The sequence below is a fragment of the Flavobacterium sp. YJ01 genome (assembly GCF_029320955.1).
Lineage (GTDB): Bacteria > Bacteroidota > Bacteroidia > Flavobacteriales > Flavobacteriaceae > Flavobacterium.
On sequence record NZ_CP119757.1, the window covers coordinates 2,724,047 to 2,748,340 of the forward strand.

The 24,294-nt window shown below is 32.1% G+C and carries 24 protein-coding genes and 2 tRNA genes; 10 read left to right on the forward strand and 16 right to left on the reverse strand.

Features of this window, described 5'->3' with window-relative positions:
• Window positions 1-109: 109 nt before the first annotated feature.
• The 6 genes from P0R33_RS11890 to P0R33_RS11915 all read left to right on the forward strand — a co-directional run bounded on the left by P0R33_RS11890 (window position 110) and on the right by P0R33_RS11915 (window position 4,221).
• Window positions 110-1,324 carry a cysteine desulfurase gene (locus P0R33_RS11890; RefSeq protein WP_276175638.1) on the forward strand — a complete coding sequence of 405 codons (1,215 nt, stop codon included), beginning with the start codon at window positions 110-112 and terminating at the stop codon, window positions 1,322-1,324.
• Between the two features lie 84 nt (window positions 1,325-1,408).
• Window positions 1,409-1,762 (forward strand): hypothetical protein, encoded by a 354-nt coding sequence (locus P0R33_RS11895; protein ID WP_276175639.1) that lies wholly within the window; start codon window positions 1,409-1,411, stop codon window positions 1,760-1,762.
• Between the two features lie 2 nt (window positions 1,763-1,764).
• A complete protein-coding gene (locus P0R33_RS11900; RefSeq protein ID WP_012023259.1) occupies window positions 1,765-2,190 on the forward strand; it encodes a SufE family protein in 426 nt (141 codons plus the stop codon).
• A gap of 88 nt (window positions 2,191-2,278) precedes the next feature.
• Window positions 2,279-2,602: an SUF system Fe-S cluster assembly protein gene (locus tag P0R33_RS11905; protein WP_025570977.1), complete on the forward strand. Its 324-nt coding sequence runs from the start codon at window positions 2,279-2,281 to the stop codon at window positions 2,600-2,602.
• Window positions 2,603-2,683: 81 nt separating this feature from the next.
• The gene (locus tag P0R33_RS11910) at window positions 2,684-3,193 is read left to right on the forward strand and encodes a DUF2480 family protein (RefSeq protein ID WP_229353345.1); all 510 of its coding nucleotides are present in this window, start codon (window positions 2,684-2,686) and stop codon (window positions 3,191-3,193) included.
• Between the two features lie 77 nt (window positions 3,194-3,270).
• Window positions 3,271-4,221: a DUF3078 domain-containing protein gene (locus tag P0R33_RS11915; RefSeq protein WP_276175640.1), complete on the forward strand. Its 951-nt coding sequence runs from the start codon at window positions 3,271-3,273 to the stop codon at window positions 4,219-4,221.
• Between the two features lie 166 nt (window positions 4,222-4,387).
• Here P0R33_RS11915 and hflX read toward each other — a convergent pair whose 3' ends face one another.
• From hflX to P0R33_RS11990, 15 genes are all read right to left on the reverse strand, one after another.
• Complete coding sequence (gene hflX / locus P0R33_RS11920) at window positions 4,388-5,623, reverse strand: GTPase HflX (RefSeq protein ID WP_276175641.1); 1,236 nt, start codon at window positions 5,621-5,623, stop codon at window positions 4,388-4,390.
• Between the two features lie 160 nt (window positions 5,624-5,783).
• Window positions 5,784-6,644, reverse strand: a complete 861-nt coding sequence (locus tag P0R33_RS11925) for a hypothetical protein (RefSeq protein WP_276175642.1) — start codon at window positions 6,642-6,644, stop codon at window positions 5,784-5,786.
• Window positions 6,645-6,780: 136 nt separating this feature from the next.
• Window positions 6,781-8,130 (reverse strand): DUF5689 domain-containing protein, encoded by a 1,350-nt coding sequence (locus P0R33_RS11930; RefSeq protein ID WP_276175643.1) that lies wholly within the window; start codon window positions 8,128-8,130, stop codon window positions 6,781-6,783.
• Between the two features lie 16 nt (window positions 8,131-8,146).
• Window positions 8,147-10,966: a carboxypeptidase-like regulatory domain-containing protein gene (locus tag P0R33_RS11935; protein WP_276175644.1), complete on the reverse strand. Its 2,820-nt coding sequence runs from the start codon at window positions 10,964-10,966 to the stop codon at window positions 8,147-8,149.
• A gap of 196 nt (window positions 10,967-11,162) precedes the next feature.
• Window positions 11,163-12,383 carry an MFS transporter gene (locus P0R33_RS11940; RefSeq protein ID WP_276175645.1) on the reverse strand — a complete coding sequence of 407 codons (1,221 nt, stop codon included), beginning with the start codon at window positions 12,381-12,383 and terminating at the stop codon, window positions 11,163-11,165.
• Window positions 12,384-12,802: 419 nt separating this feature from the next.
• Window positions 12,803-13,843 carry a Gfo/Idh/MocA family oxidoreductase gene (locus tag P0R33_RS11945; RefSeq protein WP_276175646.1) on the reverse strand — a complete coding sequence of 347 codons (1,041 nt, stop codon included), beginning with the start codon at window positions 13,841-13,843 and terminating at the stop codon, window positions 12,803-12,805.
• Window positions 13,844-14,058: 215 nt separating this feature from the next.
• Window positions 14,059-15,129: an NADH:flavin oxidoreductase/NADH oxidase gene (locus P0R33_RS11950; protein ID WP_276175647.1), complete on the reverse strand. Its 1,071-nt coding sequence runs from the start codon at window positions 15,127-15,129 to the stop codon at window positions 14,059-14,061.
• A 114-nt stretch (window positions 15,130-15,243) separates the two neighbouring features.
• Complete coding sequence (locus tag P0R33_RS11955; protein WP_276175648.1) at window positions 15,244-17,394, reverse strand: peptidase domain-containing ABC transporter; 2,151 nt, start codon at window positions 17,392-17,394, stop codon at window positions 15,244-15,246.
• Window positions 17,395-18,459, reverse strand: coding sequence for an HlyD family efflux transporter periplasmic adaptor subunit (locus tag P0R33_RS11960; RefSeq protein WP_276175649.1), 1,065 nt, complete (start codon window positions 18,457-18,459; stop codon window positions 17,395-17,397).
• Between the two features lie 109 nt (window positions 18,460-18,568).
• Window positions 18,569-18,814: a hypothetical protein gene (locus P0R33_RS11965; RefSeq protein WP_276171359.1), complete on the reverse strand. Its 246-nt coding sequence runs from the start codon at window positions 18,812-18,814 to the stop codon at window positions 18,569-18,571.
• A gap of 11 nt (window positions 18,815-18,825) precedes the next feature.
• Complete coding sequence (locus P0R33_RS11970; RefSeq protein ID WP_276171360.1) at window positions 18,826-19,398, reverse strand: DUF3267 domain-containing protein; 573 nt, start codon at window positions 19,396-19,398, stop codon at window positions 18,826-18,828.
• Entirely contained in the window at window positions 19,379-19,957 is a 579-nt protein-coding gene (locus tag P0R33_RS11975; protein ID WP_276171361.1) for a hypothetical protein, read from the reverse strand. The genes P0R33_RS11970 and P0R33_RS11975 overlap by 20 nt, the downstream gene beginning before the upstream one ends.
• Before the next feature lie 48 nt (window positions 19,958-20,005).
• Entirely contained in the window at window positions 20,006-20,137 is a 132-nt protein-coding gene (locus P0R33_RS11980) for a class IIb bacteriocin, lactobin A/cerein 7B family (protein ID WP_177211389.1), read from the reverse strand.
• Between the two features lie 20 nt (window positions 20,138-20,157).
• A complete protein-coding gene (locus P0R33_RS11985) occupies window positions 20,158-20,319 on the reverse strand; it encodes a class IIb bacteriocin, lactobin A/cerein 7B family (protein ID WP_276171362.1) in 162 nt (53 codons plus the stop codon).
• A 65-nt stretch (window positions 20,320-20,384) separates the two neighbouring features.
• On the reverse strand, window positions 20,385-20,705 hold the full coding sequence (locus P0R33_RS11990) for a hypothetical protein (RefSeq protein WP_276171363.1): 321 nt from the start codon (window positions 20,703-20,705) through the stop codon (window positions 20,385-20,387).
• 337 nt (window positions 20,706-21,042) lie between these two features.
• Between P0R33_RS11990 and rseP the strand changes: the two genes are divergently transcribed.
• From rseP to P0R33_RS12010, 4 genes are all read left to right on the forward strand, one after another.
• On the forward strand, window positions 21,043-22,386 hold the full coding sequence (gene rseP, locus P0R33_RS11995; RefSeq protein ID WP_276171364.1) for an RIP metalloprotease RseP: 1,344 nt from the start codon (window positions 21,043-21,045) through the stop codon (window positions 22,384-22,386).
• An 83-nt stretch (window positions 22,387-22,469) separates the two neighbouring features.
• Window positions 22,470-22,543, forward strand: a tRNA-Asn gene (locus P0R33_RS12000).
• A 38-nt stretch (window positions 22,544-22,581) separates the two neighbouring features.
• Window positions 22,582-22,655, forward strand: a tRNA-Asn gene (locus P0R33_RS12005).
• A 52-nt stretch (window positions 22,656-22,707) separates the two neighbouring features.
• Complete coding sequence (locus P0R33_RS12010; protein WP_276171365.1) at window positions 22,708-23,001, forward strand: GIY-YIG nuclease family protein; 294 nt, start codon at window positions 22,708-22,710, stop codon at window positions 22,999-23,001.
• Window positions 23,002-23,544: 543 nt separating this feature from the next.
• Here the strand turns inward: P0R33_RS12010 and P0R33_RS12015 are convergent.
• Entirely contained in the window at window positions 23,545-24,216 is a 672-nt protein-coding gene (locus tag P0R33_RS12015; RefSeq protein ID WP_276171366.1) for a hypothetical protein, read from the reverse strand.
• Window positions 24,217-24,294: the final 78 nt, after the last annotated feature.

Genomic DNA, 24,294 nt, shown 5'->3' on the forward strand with positions numbered 1-24,294 from the left:
TCAGCATTTAAGCCTTTAATCAATGGCATCATAAAAGGAAATTATAGAATTGCTGTATAAACAAATTTAGTTTTAGTACTTTTGTAAATAGATTTTTTCTAAATAAGACATGCTAGATATTCAAAAAATAAGAGCTGATTTCCCGATACTTTCACAAACTGTAAACGGAAAGCCATTAGTATATTTCGACAACGGAGCTACTTCGCAAAAACCACAAGTTGTAATTGATGCTGAAGTTAAATATTACCAGGAAATTAATGCCAACATTCATCGTGGCGTTCACACATTAAGCCAGTTAGCTACTGATGCTTACGAAATTTCTCGTGGAAAAGTAAAAGATCACATTAATGCAAAACATGCTCACGAAGTACTTTTTACTTCTGGAACAACACACGGAATTAATTTGGTTGCAAACGGTTTTGGTTCAATTTTAAAACCTGGTGACGAAGTTGTTGTTTCTTCATTAGAACATCACAGTAATATTGTGCCTTGGCAGATGTTATGCGAAAAAACAGGTGCTGTTTTAAAAGTTATTCCAATCGATGACAATGGAGAATTAATCATTGCCGAATTTGACAAATTGCTTTCGGATAAAACGAAAATCGTTACTGTAAATCATATTTCAAACGCATTGGGTGTAATCAATCCAATCAAATATATTATTGACAAAGCGCATTCCGTTGGCGCTGCAGTTTTAATTGATGGCGCTCAAGCTGTTCCGCATTTAAAACCAGATGTTCAGGAATTAGATTGCGATTTTTATGCTTTTTCAGGGCATAAAATGTGTGGTCCAACGGGAACTGGAATTCTTTATGGAAAAGAAGCTTGGTTAAACAAACTTCCTCCTTATCAAGGCGGTGGCGAAATGATCAAAGAAGTGACTTTCGAAAAAACAACTTACGCAGATCTGCCTCATAAATTTGAAGCTGGAACTCCAAATATCGCTGGCGGAATTGTTTTAGGAACTGCCATTGATTATTTAAATGAGATCGGTTTTGATAAAATTCATGAATACGAAAATGAACTTTTAGAACATGCTACAAAACGTCTTAACGAAATTGAAGGTATCCGAATTTACGGAAACACCAAAAATAAAGCATCTGTAGTTTCGTTTAATATTGATGGAATTCATCCGTATGATGCTGGTTCTATTATAGATAAATTGGGAATTGCGGTTAGAACAGGACATCACTGTGCACAGCCAATTATGAATTTCTTCTGTATTCCGGGAACAATTCGCGCTTCTTTCTCTTTCTATAATACAAAAGAAGAAATTGATGCCATGGTTGATGCTGTTAAAAAGGCACAAACTATGTTAAGCTAAAAAACAAATTATATGCGAATAGTATCATTATTGCTCCTGACACTTTTTATTGCTACGGGATGCTGCAGTCAAAAAAAAACAGATATGAAATCTACGCAAATTGAATATTCTGCAATGTCTAGAGGCTATTACAAAACTATTGTAGTGCAAAATAAAGCTGTTTCTGTGGTTAAAGAACGTAACGCCGAAGCTGTAAAAAACAATATTGATGATGCAAAATGGAATGAAATTGTTGATGCCTATTCGAAAGTAAATTTAGAAAGTCTTTCTTCTCTAAAAGCACCAACCGACAAACGCACTTATGATGGGGCCGCGATGGGAAATTTAAAAATAACAAAAGATGGAAAAACATACGAAACTCCAGGTTTCGACAATGGTTTTCCGCCAAAAGAAATCGAAAAACTGGTAAATTTATTAGTTGATTTTTCTAAAGAATAATTATGACGATAAAAGAAATACAAGACGAGATAATAGACGAATTTTCAATGTTCGATGATTGGATGCAGCGTTATGAATACATTATTGAATTAGGAAAAAGTCTTCCGTTAATTAAAGAAGAATACAAAACCGATGATAATTTAATCAAAGGTTGCCAATCTAAAGTTTGGTTACAAGGCGAACAAAATGATGATAAAATTGTTTTTACAGCAGACAGCGACGCCATTTTGACAAAAGGAATAATTGCGATTTTAATTCGCGCTTTCTCCAATCAAAAAGCAAAAGATATTCTAGAAGCAGATACTGATTTTATAGACGAAATTGGCTTAAAAGAACATTTATCCGCAACACGCGCCAACGGTTTGGTTTCGATGATAAAAAACATCAAAATGTATGCTTTGGCTTTTGATGCTAAAAACAAAAATTAAATTTCTTTTGCCACGAATTTCACGAATTGACACTAATTTTTAAATTCGGGAAATTTGTGAAATTCGTGGCGAAAAAACAAATAACAAAATGGAACAAGAAATAGACACAAACGAATTAGGAGAATCTATCGTAAGAATTTTAAAAGGAATTTACGATCCTGAGATTCCTGTAGATATTTACGAATTAGGGTTAATTTACGACGTAATGGTAAACACAGATTACGAAGTAAAAATCCTTATGACACTTACTTCGCCAAACTGCCCAGTTGCAGAAAGTTTACCAAGAGAGGTAGAAGAAAAAGTAAAAACAATCGAACATATTAAAGATGTAGAGGTTGAAATTACTTTCGATCCGCCTTGGAGTAAAGATTTAATGAGCGAAGAAGCTAAGTTAGAATTAGGAATGCTTTAAAAAATAGTCAAAAGTCGAAAGTCATAAAGTCAAAAGCAAAAGACTTTATGACTTTCGACCTTCGACTTTAAGACTTAAAGAATGGAAGAAATCATCAATAAAGTTGCCAATAGTGCTTTAGAAGTCTTTGATTTAGAGGATTATTATCCAAAAGGAATGCGTGTGCAAATTGACATTTCGCAATGGCTTTTGGAAGGATTTCTTTTGAAAGAAAAAGACTTTAGAGAACATCTTAAAAATCACGATTGGTCGCAATATCAAGATCAATATGTGGCTGTACATTGCAGTACAGACGCTATTATTCCGGCTTGGGCGTTAATTTTAGTTAGCGTTCATTTAGCTCCTTTTGCAAAAAAAGTTGTTAACGGAACAATAGAAGATTTAGACGGAAGCTTATACGAAGAGATCTTAAGTAAAATAGATTATTCGGTTTATCAAAGCAAGCCTGTAATTGTTAAAGGTTGTTCTAGAAAACCTGTTCCAATGCGCGCCTATATATTAGCCACTACTTATTTGCAGCCCTTTGCAAGAAGCATTATGTATGGCGAAGCATGTTCTGCAGTGCCCTTATATAAAGAATCTAAGAAATAACCTGCAATAACACGCAATCAACCTTTATCTTTCGATTGGTTTTTAGTATATTTGATTACACACTTAAACTAGATACCATGAGAAAGATCTTTTTATTACTCTTCGTTTTAGCAAATCTTACTTTTGTTCAAGCCCAAAACACTGAAAAAGAATTAGCTCAAAATACCGAAAAAGCCGTAAAAAAACTCAATGACACCATTGAAAAAGAAGGCTGGAAGGCCAAAGGAATTGTATCACTTTTATTAAATCAGTCGAGTTTTAACAACTGGATTGCTGGTGGAGAAGACAGTTTCTCAGGAACACTCGGAATCAATTATGATTTTAATTATAAAAAAGACGACGTAACTTGGGATAATAAAGTCCTTGCCTCTTACGGTATACTTCAAACCAAAAATACCGATTTTAGCAAAAAAACCGATGATAGATTAGAATTCAACTCTATTCTTGGTAAGCGAGCTTTTGGCGATTGGTATTACTCTTTCTTTCTAAATTTTAGAACCCAATTTACAACGGGTTATATTTATGGTCAAGATGCCAATGGAAAAGAAATCAGAACAGAACAAACTAAGTTTATGTCGCCTGGATATCTTACTACTGGTCCTGGTATTTATTGGTCTAAAGATGAAAATTTAAAAATAAACTTTGCGCCTTTAACTTCAAAATTCACTTTTGTAGACAATGCTTATACAAGCGGAATTGATAGATTTACAGGTTTGCCATATGTTGATGGCGATTATTTTGGCGTTGACGAAGGCAAAACCATGCGTTACGAACTAGGTTTCTATGCATCTGTTTATTATAAACTCGCTATTATGACCAACGTAACGGCAGAAAACACACTAAATTTATATTCTAATTATTTAGAAGATCCGCAAAATGTAGATATCAATTATTCTTTGAATATCATTATGAAAATTAATAAATTCTTATCTGCGAATTTTGCTTTTCAAGCAATATATGATGATAATGCTTTTAGAGGACTTCAAACCAGACAAGTATTTGGTTTAGGAGTTAATTTTGGATTCTAATTCGAAACGACTTATATTTTTTAACGCAAAGAACGCTAAGATTTTTATTAGTCCGTTTTTATGTAAAAAAAGTTCGCAAAGCTATATATAAATTTAGCTTTGCGAACTTTTTACTTTAAGAAGATCTTCTTATAAAAATCTTAGCTTTCTTTGCGTTAAAATTAATTTATTCCTGCTCTTCTTCCTTTTCAACTGCATCTTTATAATCAGGATACAAGAATTTATTATAAGGAAAACGCGTAATATGAATTTGTCGAACAGCTTCATAAACTCTTTCTCTAAATTCTTCGAAGTTTTCTTTTTGTCTCGCCGAAATAAACAATGCTTTATCTTCTCCAACATTACTCATCCACGTTTGTTTCCATTCGTTAAGCGTATAATGTTTACGTGTTCTTTCTGTAATTAGATCGCCTTCATCAATTGTCAAGTGTTTGTAAGTATCGATTTTGTTAAAAACCATAATCGTTGGCTTATCATTACTTTTGATTTCTTGCAAAATCTTGTTAACCGATTCAATATGATCTTCAAAATCGGGATGAGAAATATCTACAACATGCAAAAGCAAATCTGCTTCGCGAACTTCATCCAAAGTGCTTTTAAAAGAATCTACCAATTGCGTTGGTAATTTTCTAATAAATCCAACTGTATCTGAAAGTAAAAATGGCAGGTTTTTGATAACCACTTTTCTAACTGTTGTATCTAAAGTTGCGAATAATTTATTCTCAACAAAAACATCACTTTTACCTATTGCATTCATCAAAGTCGATTTTCCAACATTGGTATATCCAACCAAAGCCACACGAACCATTGCGCCGCGATTACTTCTCTGAATACCCATTTGTTTATCGATAGTTTTGATTTTCTCTTTCAATAACGAAATTCTGTCACGCACGATACGTCTATCGGTTTCAATCTCAGTTTCTCCAGGTCCACGCATACCAATACCTCCTTTTTGACGCTCAAGGTGCGTCCATAAACCAGAAAGTCTTGGAAGCAAATATTGACATTGCGCCAATTCTACTTGAGTTCTCGCATAAGATGTTTCAGCTCGCTGTGCGAAAATGTCCAGAATCAAATTGGTTCTATCTAGGATTTTGCAATCAATAATTCTTGAAATATTTTTTTGTTGCGAAGGCGTTAATTCATCATCAAAAATTACAGTCGATATTTTGTTCTCTTTTACAAAAAGATTGATGTCGTCAATTTTTCCCGTACCCACAAAAGTCTTCGGATTCGGGCGTTCCATTTTTTGCGAAAAGCGTTTTATCACTTCACCTCCAGCGGTAAAAGTCAGAAACTCTAATTCGTCTAAATATTCATTTAGTTTCTCTTCACTTTGACTTTGAGTAACGATTCCAACAATTACCGTTCTCTCAAAATTTATAACTTCTTTTTCTAACATATTCTTGAATAAGGTGCAAATTTAATCATTTGTCGGCTACAATCAATTACACAATTTGGTTTTTAAATTTATATCCAAATCATTATCATAAAAAAATGGAACTCCGCCAAGTTTTACCTCAGCAAAATTCCACCTCTGAATGGTCTTTTTATAGAAACTTTTATTCGTAGATAAAGGTTTTCTCCGTTTTTACAATTCCGTTTTCTTCTATCTGAGAACAAGAAATCGGAAAGTTTAATTTATTGTATTTATACTTTCTGCTTACTGCAACTAATGCTGTAGAAGACGGGCTGAAATTCATTTCATTATTATAAGAAATTGATTCAAACGGAAATTCTTCTTCGTGATACGAAATCATCGGAACAATTACTTTGTAATTATCTCCAAAAAGACTTTGAACAATTAATTGATCTACCGATTTTTTATCATCATAAGTATATGTTTTAGAAATTTTATCTCCAACCAACCCTTTATGTTTTGATACATTATCGTTTACATAAACATATTCTAATTTTCCAATAATGGCCTTATTTCGATCTCTTGAAGTACGTCTTACGATTAAGCCGTTTTCGACAAGATATTCAATATCGTCAACCAAATTCTGGTGATTAGTGCTCTTTTTTGTAGTTACTTTTATTCGTGCACCTTCATAAAAAAAAGAAACGGTCTTTGTAATATAATTTGGTCCTTCTTGATATTTTTTTACAAACTTTGTAATGTTGTTATCAGCGTTGTATGTATAATTTACAACTTCTTTCCAGTCGCTTCCCACTTTATCTTTTACGGTCATGTCAAGCAAGCCGTTTTTATTGTAAAAGAAGTGTTGTACAACATCTGAAGTTGTTACTGTTTGAAGTTTACCATCTTTAAATACAAACGTTTTGTTTACAATTTCGCCGTCTTTAGAATTTTGGTAATTTGTCTTTACAACGTTGATTTGCTTAAGTCGAACTGGAGCGTCCTGACTATGTATTACGCATGGAAAAACCATCATTAAGATGGCAATAAAGTAGGTTTTCATGTGATATTTGTATTGATTTGGGATGACCAAAATACAAAATTCAATTAGATTTCAGGAATTTGAAATACAAAAACTACAAACTTTTCAATAAAACTCTAAAAACCAACTTATTATTTATTAAATCCCAAATCGCATTTTATTTTTCTCCAAAAATCTTAATATCGTCTACCATAAAAGCGCCGTTTAAAGTTTTGTCTTTTCCTGATCCGATGTATTTAAACGCAATGTTTATGTTTCCCGAATATGCCGAAAGATCAATTCCACCAGAACTTATAAATTCGCGTGCGGGAGTCGAAAGATTTGGAACTTTTGCTTCCAATTTTGTCCATTTTGCTTTGGCAACACTTGAGCCATCAAAATTGGTTGAAACATAAACTTCCAAAGTATTTAGCGGAGAATCTAATTTTAAATCGTGTTGCGCACTTCTAAAAGAAAGCACTGCATTTTTATAACCTGTTAGATTAATTTTCGGAGAAACGAGCCAAGCAACATTTTCGGCAGCAGTTGTGCTTGTAGTATTAAATTCAGCATAACCATTTCCAGCGTAAACCATACTTTTCCATAATTTGGCTGCTTTTTCTACAATATTGCTCCAACCTGGAAGTGCAAAATTGACATTGTTTTTAACCGATTGAAAATCCTCTGCAAAAAACGGAGTATTTCTTTTTCCATTCATTTCAATATCACTTTCAAAACGAACCATCAATTGATAATCTGTTCCAAATTTGGTTAAAATTCCTCGTACTTTCCCGCTTCCTTCAGGCACAAAATGATCTGCAAATTTTGCATAAGCACTCGTTCTGAAAATAATTTGATTTCCTGTCTTATCTCTCAGATTCCAATTTGTCGATCCGCCAACATTATTTGATTCTTCAAAATAATGACGTCCCAAAGCCGATTCTGTAAACTCGACATCATTCAATTCTATTAAAGTATTTAATTTATTATCATTTAGCGCTTCTTCGATAGAAACTGATTCAACTAATACTCCTTCATCAATTATTGTACATGAAGCATTTAATACATTTTTATATTCATTTTGAGAAATTCTGCCAATTGTCGGATCTCCTACATTACTCACATATAAACTGCCAATTCTTAAACCACCATAATATAAATCTGTAAATTGGTTTTTAAGTTTTACATACACTTTGTTTCCTAAACGATAATCGATGTAAGTATTTGAAGCATCAATAGGAACGCTGAAACCAATTGCTGGATTTTTTTCAGTCTTTTTTGTTTGCAATGAAATACTTTTAAAAAAATTTCCACCTTCGTCGCTTGAAACTACATAAGCTTCAATTATATCATCGTATGAATATTGTTTTGCCGTATTTCCTGAAAGTTCATAAACTTTTTCGACCGTTTTATTTACTTCAAAATCAGGTTGTGTACATTCTAATTTTGGGGTTTCAACTTCATTACTGCAACTGCAAATAATTAAAAATAATAATCCAAAAAGTGATTTTAAAAATATGTTTTTCATAACAACTAAATTTGATTTATAAACCAATTGTGAGATTTAAGAAATAAGTTCTTCCGTAACCGTAATAATATTTTGGTCCAAATGATGGCGTTCCGCCAGAAATATCTTGATTTAATGCTCTAAAGTTTGCGTTTCTTGCTTGTTCAAATCCGCCAGTTTTATATATAGAATTGAATACATTATTAACGCTGGCAAAAAGTCCGATATATTTTTTGCGAATGCGCCAAGACTTTCCACCACTTATATTTAATAATGAAACGGGATCAAATTTTTCTTGTTTTAATAATTCATTTCCTCTTTTGGAAGTTGCTTCTGGAAAAGGAAAATTATTTGCTGGATTAATGTAAAATTGAGGCGTTCTAGAAATCGGAGAAACATCAATATAACTTTCTGCCAAATAATTTATGTTACCACTGATCCACCAAAACTTGGGATCTCTATATTCTAAACCAATTGAATATGCTTGTTGTGGAGTTCCTGGCTGTTTGTAATTTTTAAGTAATGCACTTCCAAAATCAAAAGTTGTCTGCATTCCATCCTTCGCTAAATTAGCATCATTTGTAATTGAGACATTTGGATTACTGCTGTAAATATATTTTCCGTAAGCTGCACATAAAGTAGTTTTTAATGTTGATGAAATCTGATATTCCAAACTCAATTCTACACCTGTATTTTTCTTGTCTAAATGTGTTAAAGTTTGACTTACAAATGCATCTGTAGCATCGTAACCTGCTCCGTTATCAAAAATTCCTTCAGCATAAAAGAAAGAGGTTTTTGTGCTGTTTTTTATTAATGAATAATAAGCTGTTAAGCGCAATTTCAGTTTTGGAGAGCGATACATATAATTAGCGTCAATACTGCTAATATTTTCACTTTCTATTCCATTAACTACAGCATTATTTAATCTTGAATTTGAAAATATATTTCGAAGCGAAGGTGCTCTGGTTAAATGTGCTGCGTTAAAAAATAGTAATTGTTTACCTGAAATTTTATATGTAAGTCCACCTTTAAAGCCAAAATTCTCGAAATCTACTTTTTCACTTTTTCCTAAAGAAGTGGTTGGATAAAGTCCGTTTTGATACAATCCCTCTCTTTGATAATCAGACATTGAATACGATTGTGCCAGATAAAACTCGGTTTTGTTGTAAGTAAATTTAAACTGTGTAAAAACATCTAAAGTATTTGCCAGCAAATTGTAATTATAACCATAAAGATCTCCTTTTCTAACTTTACGATTTGGATTTTGCAAATCGGATTGGGCAAGATTTCCTTTATAAAATGCATCAATATCTTCAAAATATGAGCCTCCCAAAAGGTCTAATAAATATTGAAAATTATGCGACTTTAATTTCTTAAAAGTGAAACCTGCATCAAAAGAAATATTAGGTGTAAGCTGCGTATTTAAAGTTGAATTTATGGCTAAAGTTTTATCATCAGTTCTTTCTTCATAAAGAACATAATGACTTTGCGAAGCTTCGTAACCATTCAATCCTGGCTTCTGATTTGCCAAATACATTGCATTCCAATCTATCTGCGGATTTGCTAAAAATGCTATTTTATTTTTTTCTGCATTTTCATAATCTGGCGTAAATTCTCCTGAAAATTCGCCCTGATCTTTCGCGTAAAGCGAACTAAAATAACTTGGCATTTTTTTATAATAAACCGGATCTGGACTGTCGGCATTTTGGTAATCGATATTGCTGTTTCCCACTTTTCCAAATTGATACATAACTCCTGAATTCAGATTCGTTTTATCATCAATTTTAAAATAATGACTGAGCATAAAAAGTGGTTCTTCGACATTTTTTACTCTTGCATTTCGTTTTTTTCCGTTTTGAAATCCCCAATACGAATTGTATTTTTCATCTATTAAACCAACAACTTCATTTGTATTGGCAGCATTTTTTCCTCTTGAATTTGGCGTGTAAAATCCAGTAAAATTTAGCGAATGTTTATTGTTTAATTTCTTTTCAACACTAAGAAAAAAAGAATCGGCATTGAAATTTGTTCCTTCAAAATAACCTTCATCAGCCCAACGTTTTCCCGCAGAAATTACATACGCCCAGCCAGATGCATTCATACCCGATGCGTACGTCCCGATTCCGCGCCAAGTGTAAGTTGTATTACTTCCTGAAAAAGTGAGCGAAGTTCCTTTTCTATATAAAGAAGCACGAGTAAAAATTTGCTGTGTTCCTAAAATTCCTCCAAAAGTATAATTGGAAGCCGCAGTTCCGATTGAAAATTCCTGATTGCGAAGTACATTATTCAAACCTCCCCAATTATTCCATTGCGGTCTGCCGTCGTAGATTTTATTCATCGTCATTCCGTTTAGCATCATCGTTCCGTTTTCACTGTCTAAACCGCGAACTCGAAATCTTGCTTGTCCCCAATTAAATTCCGACGCTTGCATAAAAGCATCTTTGGAAGATTGCAAAAGTCCAGAAGTCATTTCTGACGAACTATTATCTTCGGAAAAATCGCTGTCTGATAATGTGATCAATGCTGCAGGAACTTCATCTGAATAAGTATCTTCTAATTGTAGTATTCCGAGATTGATATTTTCTCCAGAATTAGATAGAAATTTTAAAAGAAAGTCTTTGTATCCCTGACTTCGAAGTAAAAGTAATTGTTCTTTTTTGGGAAATATATGCAGTTCAAATTTTCCCGTTTTCGAAGTTAACTGCATCACAGCTGTGTTTTGTATCAACACCACTACATTTTCTAGTGGATTTTGCGTTCGCGCATCGATAACAATTCCTGTGACTGTTATTTCCTGCTGCGCCGAAGCAAAATTAAAAACCAATACAATAAAGAAGAATATGTATTTTTTTATCATTAAAAAATCCAATTTACTTTTAAAATTATTTATAGGAAATCAATCCTTAATTCAAAAGATAAAATTGGTTTTTGGAAAAAAGAGCAGTTTAATACCTAAGTGGTATCATTCAAATTCAAATATAGATAAAATATTTAAATTTAAATAAATTCTTACAAATTTATTGTGTTTTAATAAAATTTAATGAAAATGAAAATTATGCCGACGTTCTAATCTTAGAAACCATAAAAGCGATTAGAACACCAAAAATTCCGATAAAGGCGAAAGAAAATTGTAATCCGAAACTTTGTGCAATATGTCCTATAACTGGCGGTCCCATTAAAAAACCAAGAAAACTTACGCTCGAAACAATGGTTAAAGCTTCGCCCGCAGGAACCGTCGGGTTTTTCCCTGCAATACTATAAACGGTAGGAACAATTGTTGCAACGCCCAAACCAACAAACATAAATGCTATTGTACACGGAATAATATAAGGAAGAAAAACAGCCGTAAAAAGTCCAGCCGATATCATAACACCGCTAATTTGCATAACGCGTTCGCGACCAAATTTATTGATTAAGCCATCACCAAGAAATCTTCCGCTTGCCATCATAATCATAAAAGAAGTGTATCCTAAAACTACCAAAGGTCCTGGTGCTTTTACAATATCTTTAAAATAAACTCCGCTCCAATCAAACATTACACCTTCACTCGCCATACTGCAAAACCCAATAACACCAAGCCAAAGCAAAGCAGTATCTGGTTTTACAAATAGTTTTTTTCCTTCTTCTTTGGCTTTCTTTTTTTCTTTGGCTCTAACCAAAAATTTGAAATTAAATGCGACCATCAATAAAACAATTCCGGCTACAATTATAAAATGATGTAACGGACTTAAATTTAAAGCCAACATTCCTAAACCGACCAACGCGCCTGTAAATCCTGCAAAGCTCCACATTCCGTGAAATGCCGACATAATTGTTCTTTTAAATAAAACTTCGGTATAAACTCCCTGTGTATTTACAGCTATATTGGCTAAGTTTCCAAATAATCCAAACAAGAATAATCCGAGAGATAATTGTAATGCGGTTGTTGCTAAACCTAAATTAATAAGGCAGAAAACGTACATGATTAAAGAAAAAATTAAAATGCGATGACTTCCAAATTTGGTCACCATTTTTCCAGAAAAAGGCATAATAATCAATTGCCCAACTGGAAGTGCAAAAAGTATCGAACCTAAATCGCCTTCTGTTAAATGCAAAGCGGTTTTAATATCTGGAATTCTGCTGGCCCAAGTCGCAAAACTTAAACCCATTCCGAAATAAAACATTCCAACGGCAAATCGAATTCTATTTAAATAAGAAGCTTTTGCTTCTCTAAATACTTTCTTGATTTTTCCTTTGGTTTGAAAAAGCGATAATGGATTAATGTTTATCAGCATATTTATTTTTTATTTATGATATTTTCAAAAATACTAAAAACACGCTTCAAAGCCTATAAAGTCTAACGTTATGCACAATATACAACGTTATTGTTTATAAATTAAGAAGTTTTCAGTTAATTTCTTCTTATTAAAATTACGATTTTTTCGGATTTATTGAGAGTATAATTTGTCGCAAAATTTTTAAGTGCAAAAAAAAGGAGCAATCTCAACTTTTGAGAAAACTCCATTTATTTATATTTCTTGTTCCTTAGGAACATTTCGTCGGTAGAAAATTATATTCATTATTTACGTTCCGTAGGAACGTTTGATTTTGATATTATTTTTTAACAATCTGACATACCAAACGTTCCTACGGAACGTAAATATGATTTGGAAATTCTTTTTCTACCAACGAAACATTCCTATGGAATGTATTATTATATACTAATTACTTTTTGCTGTGCATTACTTGCAATCGCGGCTTCTATAACCTGCATTACTTTTACGCCGTCTTGTGCTGTAACTGGTTCTTCTTTATGATTTGCAATCGAATCGTAAACGCCATCGAAGAAACTAAAATAATTTCCTTGAAGTGTTGGAATTTTTTCTCTCACAATTTTACCGTCAATTTCTGTGTGCAGAATCCCTTGCAGATTTTCATCTTCTGTTCCCCAAGATTCTAGGTTTGGTTTCTTGCCTACTTTTAAATCGTCTTCTTGAACATCTCCGCGCGGTTTTAAAAATGAACCTTTTTTTCCGTGAAGCACGTAAGCCGGATTAGCTTCTCTAACAAAAAATCCTGCTTTTAGCCTAACTCTAAAATTAGAATAAAACAAAGTCAAATCAATCCAATCGTCTACCACAGAATTTTCTCTGGTTACGCGAATATCTCCAAAAACGGCTTTCGGACAACCAAATAAACTAACTGCTTGATCTATAATGTGCGGACCTAAATCTTTTAGAACTCCTGCACCATCATTCGCTGTTTCTTTATGTGCTTTAGGACTCAATAACGGATTGTATCTGTCGAAATGAAATTCTGCTTCAACTAAATCTCCTAAAACGCCTTCGTCAATTACTTTTTTAATGGTTTTAAAATCGCTGTCCCATCTTCTATTTTGAAAAACGGCTAATTTTAATCCTTTGTCTTTTGCAATTTTTGCCAATTCTTTTGCTTCATCAACAGTTGTTGTAAATGCTTTTTCTACAACGGCATGTTTTCCTGCCAAAAGTACTTTTTTCGCATATTCGTAATGCGTTCCAACTGGCGTGTTTACAATTACCAAATCGACATCATCGTTTAATAATTCGTCTATAGAAGCATAACTTTTTACGTACGGATAATCTTCTTGAATTAACTTTTTACTTCTCTCCCAAGAACCTAATAATTCAAATCCTTCGTGAATATCTAAAAACGGAGCGTGAAAAACTTTACCCGACATTCCGTATGATAATAATGCTGTTTTTATTTTTTGCATGTTGTTATGTTTTTTTTGCTACAGATTAAATGGATTTTAACAGATTTTTTTTTAGTTGCCACGACCCGAGCGATAGCGAACAGGCGAAGCAATTACACAAATTAACACAAATCAGTATCTATAAAATTTTAATTTGTGAAAATTCGGGCAATTCGTGGCAAAAAACATTTAAAAAAATCATTTTAATCCTTTTAATCTGTGGCTAATAAAAATATTTAAAGTTTAGCTCTTTCGTATTGTTTTGGCCATTCAATTTCGCTGTTTAATTCTTTTGCGAAATCTAAAGGCAAATTCGGATTTCTCAAAGATTCTCTGGCAAACAAAATCAAATCGGCTTGACCATTATTTAAAATTTCTTCTGCTTGTTTGGCTTCGGTAATTAATCCGACTGCTCCTGTTGAAATTCCTGCTTCTTTTTTTACTTTTTCTGCAAAAGGAACTTGATAACCAGGTCCAAGCGTAATTTTTTGATGCGAAACCAATCCGCCTGATGAAACGTCGATTAAATCTACTCCTTTTTCTTTCAATATTTTAGAAAGCTGTACAGATTCTTCTGGGTTCCAACCGTTTTCTGCCCAATCTGTTGCTGAGATTCTAACAAACAAAGGCAAATCTGAAGGCCATTCTGTTTGAACGGCTTCTAGAATTTCTAAAGTAAAACGAATTCTATTTTCGAAACTTCCTCCATATTCATCTGTTCTTACATTTGTTAATGGAGAAAGAAATTGATGCAATAAATAACCGTGTGCCGCATGGATTTCTAAAACCTGATATCCCGCTTCGACTACTCTTTTTGTTGCTGTTTTAAAATCTGAAATTACTTTTTGAATTCCGTTTTTATCTAAAGCCTCTGGAAGAAAAGGCTCATTATCGTGATACGGAATTGCATTTGGCGCAACCGTCTGCCATCCGCCTTGAGCGAAATCTAATTTTTTATTTCCCTCCCAAGGAGAAGATACACTGGCTTTTCTTCCGGCGTGTGCCAACTGAATTCCTGGAATTGAATTTTGAGAAACAATAAATTGGTTGATTTCTTTTAGTTTTTCGATATGTTCGTCTTTCCAAATTCCAAGATCGGAAGGAGAAATTCTAGCTTCTGGAGAAACTGCAGTCGCTTCCTGAATAATTAGTCCGGCGCCGCCCGTTGCGCGACTTCCTAAATGAACCAAATGCCAATTGTTTGCAAAACCGTCTTCGGCAGAATATTGACACATTGGAGAAATAGCAATTCTATTTTTTAGGGTAATGTTTTTTATAGTTAAAGGAGAAAATAATCTTGAAGCCATAATTGTAACTTTTAATGGTTTTATACTACCTATTAGTATAAATAATGTTGAAAAAGTAAAGTTACAGTATCTTGTTAAAATGAGATATTGAAATGTTTATTAATTAACAAACATTTAAACCAAATTCTGCTTATTCCATAAATTATAATACTCTGTTTTCTGTTCTAACAAATCAAAATGATTTCCAGACTCCACAATTGAACCATTTTTCATAACTAATATAGTATCTGCATTCGCTATTGTGCTCAAACGATGTGCAATAATAATTATAGTCTTTCCTGAAGATTTAAAATTATCGATAGCATCTTTCACAATTTTTTCTGATTGAGTATCTAATGATGCTGTTGCTTCATCCATTAATAAAATTTCTGGATTTTTATACAATGCTCTGGCAATTGCGATTCTCTGTTTTTGACCTCCAGAAAGCATTGCACCATTTTCTCCAATTTGTGTTTCAAATCCGTTTGGCAGTTTTTCAACAAACTCATGAATCCCAAGTTGTTTTGAAAGCTCTAAAATTCTCTGAATATTAGGAAAAGATTCCCCTAAAGCAATGTTTTCTATAATATTTCCAGAAAACAAATTAAGCTGTTGGGGAATAACACCAACAATTTCTCTTAAACTCTTATAATGAACATGTTGAAGATCAAAATCTCCAATATTAATTTTACCTTCTTTTATTGGATAAAGGTTTTGCAACAGCGAAATTAAAGTTGTTTTTCCGCTACCACTTTCACCTAAAATCGCTGTTGTTTGGTTTTTCTTGAATATGGCATTAAAATTTTTAAAAACTTCCACACGAGATCCATATCGAAAAGAGACACTTTCAAATTTTATATCTCCCAAATTTTCTTTTGATAATTCAATCTTGTTTTCTGTTTCTTCTCTTTCCAAGTCCATGATTTCAAAAAGCCTGTCAGCAGCAATTAATGCATTTTGAGCTGTTTTATTCATGTTTATTAAAGAAGCTACAGGAGAAGTAAAATATCCTATCAGAGCATAAAATGAAAACAATTCTCCAGGAGTAATTGCTCTATCGATTACATAACCTGAACCAATCCACATTAAAATTACAGTAAATACAGAGGCTAAAAATTGTGTCGAAGTTCCAGCAAAAATGCCATTTAGACCAGATTTATAAGTTATGAACAATAGTTTTACAAACCTGTTTTCCGTTTTTAAATTTGAAAATTCTTCTATCCCAAATTCTTTGATAGTTCTAGCATGCGTAATGCTTTCAACTAATTGCGTTTGTAATTCTGCAGCATTCTCCATTATGCTTCTTTCAACCTTTTTGTTGAATTTATTGAGTAGAAAATAAACAAAAGCATAAAACGGAATAACTAGAATAATAGCCAAAGCCAATTTCCAATAATAGGTAAACATTAATGCAAATGAAAAGACGACGATAAAAATATTTACAATCATTTCGATTGCGGTTTCATTTATAAAGGATCGTATTTTTACAGCATCATTTATTCTAGAGGTGATTTCTCCTATTTGCATGGTATCAAAAAACCGCTGTGGCAGATGAAGCAAATGTTTATAATACCCTAAGATTAATTTAGCATCGATTAACTGGCCTGTCTTCATCACAAAAATACTCTTCTTTGACCCAATATAAGCTTGAAGCAAAATAATAGCGATCATGGAGACACTTAATAAATTAAGAAGATTTCTATTGCCATCAACTAAAACATAATCTGTTATTTTTTGAATATAAATAGACATTGCCAATCCTAAAATCGTAAATACTATAGCACCAATTAATGCTTGAATTAAGATCGTTTTGTGTGGCTGAATTAGATTCCAAAACCGTTTTATAGGTGACGTTTTTTCATTTAATGTTTTAAAATCATCATTTGGTGCAAAAAGAATTAAAACGCCTGTCCAGATTTTTTGAAATTCATCAAAAGTATATGTTCCCATTTTACCAAAACCTGGATCCATAACTGTAATTGTAGATTTTTCAACTTTGTAAATAACTACATAATGTTGTAATTGTTCTTTTACAAGAATATGGGCAATAGCTGGAAGCGGAATTTTATCTAAAGAATCTAAACCTCCTTTTACTCCTTTTGCTGTAAAACCCATTTTCTCGGCAGCTTCAATTATCCCAAGAACATTAGTGCCTCGTTTATCAGTATTGGCATATTGACGAATTCTCGCTATGGGAAGATTAACTTTGAAATGGTTTCCAATAGATGCCAGACAAGCAGCACCACAATCTTTAATATCATGTTGTTTTATTTTTATTGAAGCCATTTATTTTTTAGCTGATAATTGTTTCGGGTTTAGCCAATTGTCTATTTTGTCAAATAGCAAATCGAATAAACTTCGGCGCGTAATTATATATCTTGTGGTTAAGGTCATTCCTTTTGAAACATCAGTCTTGTAACCCGATTTTAGGTGCAAAGTTTTAGAATCTAATACACAGCGAACTTTAAAAAAAACCTGCTCTCCCTGTGTTGTTATATTTTGGTCAATGTCAATTACTTTCCCTTCTAATAAACCCCATTGGTTATAATTGAAAGCATCTAATTGAATTTTTACTTTTTGATTTTTCATAATCAAACCAATATCGTTTGGAGAAACATTATTCTCAACAATAAGATGGTCTGGAGAAGAAATTGTTGCAATAGATTGCGATACGTTTACAAAAGAACCTTTTTGAATCCCTGAAAAGTTTTCTATAGTTCCCGAAATAGGAGCCAAAACAAAATAATTATTCGCCTCAACGTTTATTTTTGCAACAGTTCCATTAAGATTTTTTAATCGTTCTTCTAAATCTCTCTTCTGATTTTCCCATGTTGATTTTTGCTGACTTATAAAACTTTGCAATGCTTGTTTGGCTAAGCGCAACTCATATTCATATTTTTCAAAATCTGCTTTTGCTATAATATCTTTATCGAACAAAATCTTATTTCGGTCATAATTTAACTGAGCGTGAGAGATTTTGCTTTGCAGTTCATTTTTTGCAGATTGAAATTTAAATAAATCTTCACGCGCTGTGGATGTCTGCAATTTTGATGGCTTATTTTGTAAAAGATTTGAAACATCACTTAACAATAGCAAAACAGAACTTGACAACGTATCTTGAGTTCTTTTATCGCTTTCCAAATTTTCTGTAGAGATCTTTAAAAGTGTATCTCCTTTTTTTACAAAAGCATTATTTTTTAATGCTATCCAATTTATCCTGCCACTTACAATTGTTGCAACAGGAACATTATCTATCTTACTTCTAATAATACCTCGGCTCTGACTACTGATGTCAATTTTAATTAAAGGCAATAATCCCAAGAAAATCAGAACGGTTAAAATTAAAATCAAATAGATTGAAAAGCTTTTTGATTTGTTTTTTGCAATAAGATTTTCGAGAGTGTTTATAGGGTCTGAGCTAAACTGCATAATAAATTAATTTGAGGTGCTTGTCAATAAATTAAATATGGTATTCTCCAGAATTGTAGTTATCGATTATTGCCTTTGCTTTTTCATAATCTTCTTCGGCTACTTTTAGCTTTATAGCATTTATATCTCCAACTAAAACGCCCCATGGATTAAAAACAGACATTAGTGATGCATCTTCAAAAACTTGAATAGAAAAACTTTCCAATAACATTTTCAAAATAGTTGCCTCTTCTTTACTTCCTTGGTGAACAGATATTCTTCTTTTTTCCTGGATCACTTTATTTCATTTTAATCTATAATCATAAAACCGACTTTGCTCTTATGATCTAATAATTTATGATTTAAACCCGCTTTTAATATTAAATAAGCATAGATAAAATCCCCGATTGCACCTAAAGTCATCGAAAAGCCAATAAATAAGAAAGTCAAATTATGATAAAGAAATCCATAAATTGAAGGCAATAAGCCAAGAATAAAAAATGGTGCAAGTGCAACAACTAACATTTTCTTGGATTCTAACGGTTCTGTACAATTTGCAAAAGGCATTAAATATTTCTTAATGAAACCAAATTTTACCGATTGCCATCCTTTTTTTGAAAAAAGTGCCATGAAAATCCCATGTATAATTTCATGCACAAGTATACCTACGCAAATAATTAAATTGGGAACCAATAAAATTAAAAGCACATTTAGTTTTTTATTATCAAAAAGCTGTAATGTTTGCTTTACTGCTTTCAAATTCGCTGTAAAAATCTCATTCCATGTCAAATACAAAACAAATAGGAAAAGCAAAATAATTGGAACACTTATTAGCATTCCTAAAATTTGTACTTTTTTAGAATCAATAGAGATTTCTTTCATTTTCTATGATTTTATAATTTCTAATTTCTAACAACTCCCGTGGAATTTTAATTTTTTCGATTGATATTAATTCTGTTTCAACAGTTTGATTTATTTGATTAAAATTTATTTCAGTTTTGTTATATGCCAAAATTTCATTTTTATCAAATGAAACACTCATTAATTGATTTTTCATATTGAAATTAAAGTAATCACTATAGGATGTGTCAATAAAATCAATATCACAAATAGTTTTTATAATACAATTAAAGGTATTATCTTGATTGAAATAGTGGTATAAATAAGACTCAAATTCAAAAATATTTCCTGGATTTGATTCTTTTGTAAAGTTTAAAAAACCAATTCTTTTAGATATATTATCATTTTGCTTTTGAAAATTTGAAAAATCAATTGAAGATAAGTGTTGTGTTTCAGAATTTATTGAATATATCTTATCAACCTCTTTTATGTAAATACTTTTTTTATCTTCAAAAAATACGAGGACAATAGAGTCATCAACTAATATTTTTTGCAGAATATTTTTTCCGCCAAATCTTAAATTAAACACTAAACTATACATAAGGATAAAAATATTTCAAGGTGGCATCATATGACGCCACCTCATAAATTAAAGCAATAACGCGCAAGCCATACCTGCAGCAAAACATACTATAACCAGCCCAATCAGTATACCTCCATCAATATCAATCATCTCTTGAGTTGATAATGGAGAAACATTTAATTCAATTAAGTTCATCATGTTCTATTTTTTTAAATATTTTAAGAATAATAATATGCAATTGCACAACCCACAGCAAAACCTACGCACCATGCACCTCCATATACTAATAAGGGTGCAATGCCACCTTCTATTTCTTGTGACTCCTGAGTGCTTAATTCAACTAAACCATAATCTTTTAAACTCACTAATGTTAGTTCCATAACTTTAAAATTTAAAATGTTAATTAATAAATTCAACAAAAATCATTTTCTCGAGAAACAATTTGTTATAGCAAACTTATCAGAGTTCCGTCCAATAAACTTGGACGGAAGTTAGAACCGCCAAAAATTTCTCTTGATTCATCATCTTTTATTGTTTTTAGCGAAAAAATTAATATCAATTCAAAAGGAGTTTCATAATAAAATGTCTCCCTCTTTTTACAATATTTTACCGGCGCATCGAGTTCTTTTATAAGATCTAGCTCGTTATAAAACTGGCTTCGGCTCAAACATAACTTTCTAGCAAATGTTAAAGGAGAACCTGTTTTTTCTCCACAAATTAGCCTATGCATTTTTTTGATTCTTTCAATTTGTTTAATAAAATTCATATTCTCACTGTAAAAAATTAATAAAACAAAAAAGTCTTTAAGAAATTCAAAATAGTTTTGTTAACTATTTAAGAATAACCTTATAGGATTAAAAAATGAAATTAGAATTGAAATTTTAAAAAACCTTTCTCAATAAGTTTTAAAAATATCAGAATAGGGCATTTTGTAACATTTTCTTGCAATGAAGTACTAATACAATAAGTGAGATTTACTTTTTGTTTAATAAAAACTAATATAATTATTAACAAACATTTAAAATCTTAAACACTATATTGCACACTTATATTAAAATAGAAAACGCTACTTTTGTGCGTTAAATACGAATTAAAAACAAAAAATGGATATAGTTATCAAACTCTCTCAATTTCTATTGAGTTTATCTTTACTTATTATTCTGCATGAATTAGGGCATTTTATCCCTGCTAAATTATTTAAAACTAGAGTCGAAAAATTTTATTTATTTTTTGATGTTAAATATTCACTTTTCAAAAAGAAAATCGGAGAAACAGAATACGGTATCGGATGGCTTCCGTTGGGAGGTTATGTGAAAATTTCTGGAATGATTGACGAAAGTATGGACAAAGAGCAAATGGCTTTGCCTCCACAACCTTGGGAATTTCGTACTAAACCAGCTTGGCAGCGTTTAATTATTATGCTTGGCGGCGTTACCGTAAACTTTATATTAGCTTTTATCATCTATATAGGTATGGCTTTTGCTTACGGCGATACTTATATTGCAAATGCTGACTTAAAAGATGGTGTTTCTATTGAAAATCCTGCGATGATTAAAGCTGGTTTTAAAACTGGAGACAAAATTATTTCTATTGACGGAAAAACAGTAGAAAATTACGACAGCGATATGAACATGAATGTTATTATGGCAAAGCATGTTTTGATAGAAAGAGATGGAAAACAACAGACTATTACTATGCCAACTGATTTCGTTGATCAGCTTTCTAAAACAGAAAAAGGACTTCTTATCGGAATACGCAGACCTTTTGCAATTAGTCAAGTGGCTGAAGATTCTCCAAACCAAAATTTAAAACCAAAAGATTTAATTCTTTCTCTTAACGGACAAAAAATTAAATATTTTGATGAAGCAAAAGCGGTTTTAGAAACTAACAAAGGAAAACAAATTCCTGCTGTTGTTTTACGTGATTTAAAAGAAACTCCAATTACTTTAAAAGTTACTAATGACGGAAAATTGGGTGTTGTTTCTGGTGGTTTAGACATGAAATCTTTAGAGAAATTAGGATACTATAAAATCAGTACTAAAAAATATGGTTTCTTCGAATCTATTCCAGTTGGTCTTGAAAAAGGAAAAGATCAATTAGTAGGTTACGGAAAACAATTGAAAATGATTTTTAATCCAGAAACTAAAGCTTACAAACAAGTTGGTGGTTTTGCAGCAATTTTCAATATTTTTCCTACTTCTTGGAGCTGGGAAGTTTTCTGGTCAATCACTGCTTTGTTGTCAATTATGCTTGGAGTTATGAATTTATTGCCAATTCCAGCACTTGATGGTGGTCATGTGATGTTTTTATTGTACGAAATGATTAGCGGCAAAAAACCGAGCGATAAATTCCTAGAGAATGCGCAAATGGTTGGTTTTGTTTTACTTATTTCACTACTACTATTTGCTAACGGAAACGACATTTACAAAGCAATTGTAGGCAAGTAAAAAAAAGTCAAAAAAAGAGTGGAAATGTTTTTGAGAAACTAAAAATAGTTTTATATTTGCACTCGCTAAAAAGAGCAACAACTTCCTCCTTAGCTCAGTTGGTTAGAGCATCTGACTGTTAATCAGAGGGTCCTTGGTTCGAGCCCAAGAGGGGGAGCAACTTTTTTTAGCAAACATATTTACCTTTAAGGTGATTCCTCCTTAGCTCAGTTGGTTAGAGCATCTGACTGTTAATCAGAGGGTCCTTGGTTCGAGCCCAAGAGGGGGAGCTTATTAAATACCACTTACACATGTAAGTGGTATTTTTTTTATACCTATATCATGAATCATATTGTATATATCTTACATTCAAAAAAACTTAATCGATATTACATTGGTTACACAACTAATTTTGAATTAAGATTGGAGTTTTACAAAAATTCACCTTCTAACAAATTTACAGCAAATGCAAACGACTGGGTATTGTTTCTTAATTTTAACTGTAATGATAAAACTCAAGCGCTCTCGATAGAAAAGCACATTAAAAAAATGAAGAGCAAAACATACATTGAAAATTTAATACGATATCCAGAAATAATTGACAAACTTCTAATAAAATACAGAATCGAATGTTAATCAGAGCCCCGAAAGCTTTCGGGGTTGGTTCGAGCCCAAGAAGGGGAGCAAAAAAGACTATCAGAAATGATGGTCTTTTTTTTTTGAAAATTCCAAATTCCAGTATTAGGATTGCCTATTTAACCGCAAAGAACGCAAGGTTTTTAAGCAAAGGTCGCAAGATATACAATCTTGTCATTTCGACTGAAGAGAGAAATCACACAAGAAACTCTACAAAACATATCTAAAATCTGTGTCGATCAACATGTGTAATTTCTCCCTTCAGTCGAAATGACAAAACTATTTCTTTATATATAAAATAAAATCGTTTATTTAAATCATAATATTTAAACATAGCTTGTGGTTGAAACCACGAGGTTACATATTTTGATCGTGATTGTGTTCCCGTGGTTGAAACCACGGGCTATATTAAATGACGGTTATTTCTTCAGAAAAAAATGGCTAATAATCTTCATACGCAAAGGTCGCAAAGCTTAAAAATAAAACTTTGCGACCTTTGCGCTTTCTCTGTGTTCTTTGCGGTTAAAAGTTCAAGGGTAAGAATTACTTCGCTACCAAAGTCTCACTCTTAAACCTTTTCATTAAAATCTCTGCTTTATCGATTTGATTGATTGCTTTTAAAGACTGAGCATATCTGTAGTAATAAATAACGTCTGGATCTTTTACCAAAATAAATAATTGCTCATAATAACCAGCTGCTGTATTTAGGTTTCCTTCAAAATAAAGTCGGTCGGCTACTTTTTGAAGCATTTCTGGCGATTTATAGCCTTTCTCTAAGACTTTTTCGTAAGTTCCCGTTACATCTACGTTTGCGTATTGCATTTCTTTAGCAGGAGCTTTAATGTCGATTTTAACAGGTTGCAATGTGGCACTCAAATTTCCTGTTTGGGGTTTTGTCTCAGCAACCGCAGTTATTTTTTGTTTTCTTTTTACATATTTCGGAATTATTGTTCGAACATTATTCGGACCTAAATCGTAAGTATCGACCATATCAAGTTTAGAAACTTCGTAGGTTATGATTCTTCCGCCGAACAATTTATTAATTCGTTCTTCTACATAATAAGACTTTATATACCAATCATCGTCTGACTTACTATCTGTTAATAATATCGTTTGTCCTTTTACCGAAGAAGCCGCATTTGCTGCACGTTGAGCAAAACAATTAAGCGAAATGATCAATAAAAATATGCTCCAAAATGCTTTTTGCTTTCTCATAAACAATTCAATAAAATCAACAGTTTGTCTTAAAATTTTATCAAAAATATTGCATTGTTAGAGTTTTACTTAATATTT

What these genes read in the sequence shown, in the direction of transcription:
- P0R33_RS11970 (WP_276171360.1), bottom strand. Translation starts at nt 19,398, where the DNA reads ATGAAAGAAATCTCTATTGATTCTAAAAAAGTACAAATTTTAGGAATG.
- P0R33_RS11900 (WP_012023259.1), top strand. Translation starts at nt 1,765, where the DNA reads ATGACGATAAAAGAAATACAAGACGAGATAATAGACGAATTTTCAATG.
- P0R33_RS12015 (WP_276171366.1), bottom strand. Translation starts at nt 24,216, where the DNA reads ATGAGAAAGCAAAAAGCATTTTGGAGCATATTTTTATTGATCATTTCG.
- P0R33_RS11930 (WP_276175643.1), bottom strand. Translation starts at nt 8,130, where the DNA reads ATGAAAAACATATTTTTAAAATCACTTTTTGGATTATTATTTTTAATT.
- P0R33_RS11990 (WP_276171363.1), bottom strand. Translation starts at nt 20,705, where the DNA reads ATGAATTTTATTAAACAAATTGAAAGAATCAAAAAAATGCATAGGCTA.
- P0R33_RS11910 (WP_229353345.1), top strand. Translation starts at nt 2,684, where the DNA reads ATGGAAGAAATCATCAATAAAGTTGCCAATAGTGCTTTAGAAGTCTTT.
- P0R33_RS11935 (WP_276175644.1), bottom strand. Translation starts at nt 10,966, where the DNA reads ATGATAAAAAAATACATATTCTTCTTTATTGTATTGGTTTTTAATTTT.
- rseP (WP_276171364.1), top strand. Translation starts at nt 21,043, where the DNA reads ATGGATATAGTTATCAAACTCTCTCAATTTCTATTGAGTTTATCTTTA.
- P0R33_RS11950 (WP_276175647.1), bottom strand. Translation starts at nt 15,129, where the DNA reads ATGGCTTCAAGATTATTTTCTCCTTTAACTATAAAAAACATTACCCTA.
- P0R33_RS11975 (WP_276171361.1), bottom strand. Translation starts at nt 19,957, where the DNA reads ATGTATAGTTTAGTGTTTAATTTAAGATTTGGCGGAAAAAATATTCTG.
- P0R33_RS11905 (WP_025570977.1), top strand. Translation starts at nt 2,279, where the DNA reads ATGGAACAAGAAATAGACACAAACGAATTAGGAGAATCTATCGTAAGA.
- P0R33_RS11890 (WP_276175638.1), top strand. Translation starts at nt 110, where the DNA reads ATGCTAGATATTCAAAAAATAAGAGCTGATTTCCCGATACTTTCACAA.
- P0R33_RS11985 (WP_276171362.1), bottom strand. Translation starts at nt 20,319, where the DNA reads ATGGAACTAACATTAGTGAGTTTAAAAGATTATGGTTTAGTTGAATTA.
- P0R33_RS11925 (WP_276175642.1), bottom strand. Translation starts at nt 6,644, where the DNA reads ATGAAAACCTACTTTATTGCCATCTTAATGATGGTTTTTCCATGCGTA.
- P0R33_RS11915 (WP_276175640.1), top strand. Translation starts at nt 3,271, where the DNA reads ATGAGAAAGATCTTTTTATTACTCTTCGTTTTAGCAAATCTTACTTTT.
- P0R33_RS11895 (WP_276175639.1), top strand. Translation starts at nt 1,409, where the DNA reads ATGAAATCTACGCAAATTGAATATTCTGCAATGTCTAGAGGCTATTAC.
- P0R33_RS11940 (WP_276175645.1), bottom strand. Translation starts at nt 12,383, where the DNA reads ATGCTGATAAACATTAATCCATTATCGCTTTTTCAAACCAAAGGAAAA.
- P0R33_RS11955 (WP_276175648.1), bottom strand. Translation starts at nt 17,394, where the DNA reads ATGGCTTCAATAAAAATAAAACAACATGATATTAAAGATTGTGGTGCT.
- P0R33_RS12010 (WP_276171365.1), top strand. Translation starts at nt 22,708, where the DNA reads ATGAATCATATTGTATATATCTTACATTCAAAAAAACTTAATCGATAT.
- P0R33_RS11980 (WP_177211389.1), bottom strand. Translation starts at nt 20,137, where the DNA reads ATGATGAACTTAATTGAATTAAATGTTTCTCCATTATCAACTCAAGAG.
- P0R33_RS11945 (WP_276175646.1), bottom strand. Translation starts at nt 13,843, where the DNA reads ATGCAAAAAATAAAAACAGCATTATTATCATACGGAATGTCGGGTAAA.
- hflX (WP_276175641.1), bottom strand. Translation starts at nt 5,623, where the DNA reads ATGTTAGAAAAAGAAGTTATAAATTTTGAGAGAACGGTAATTGTTGGA.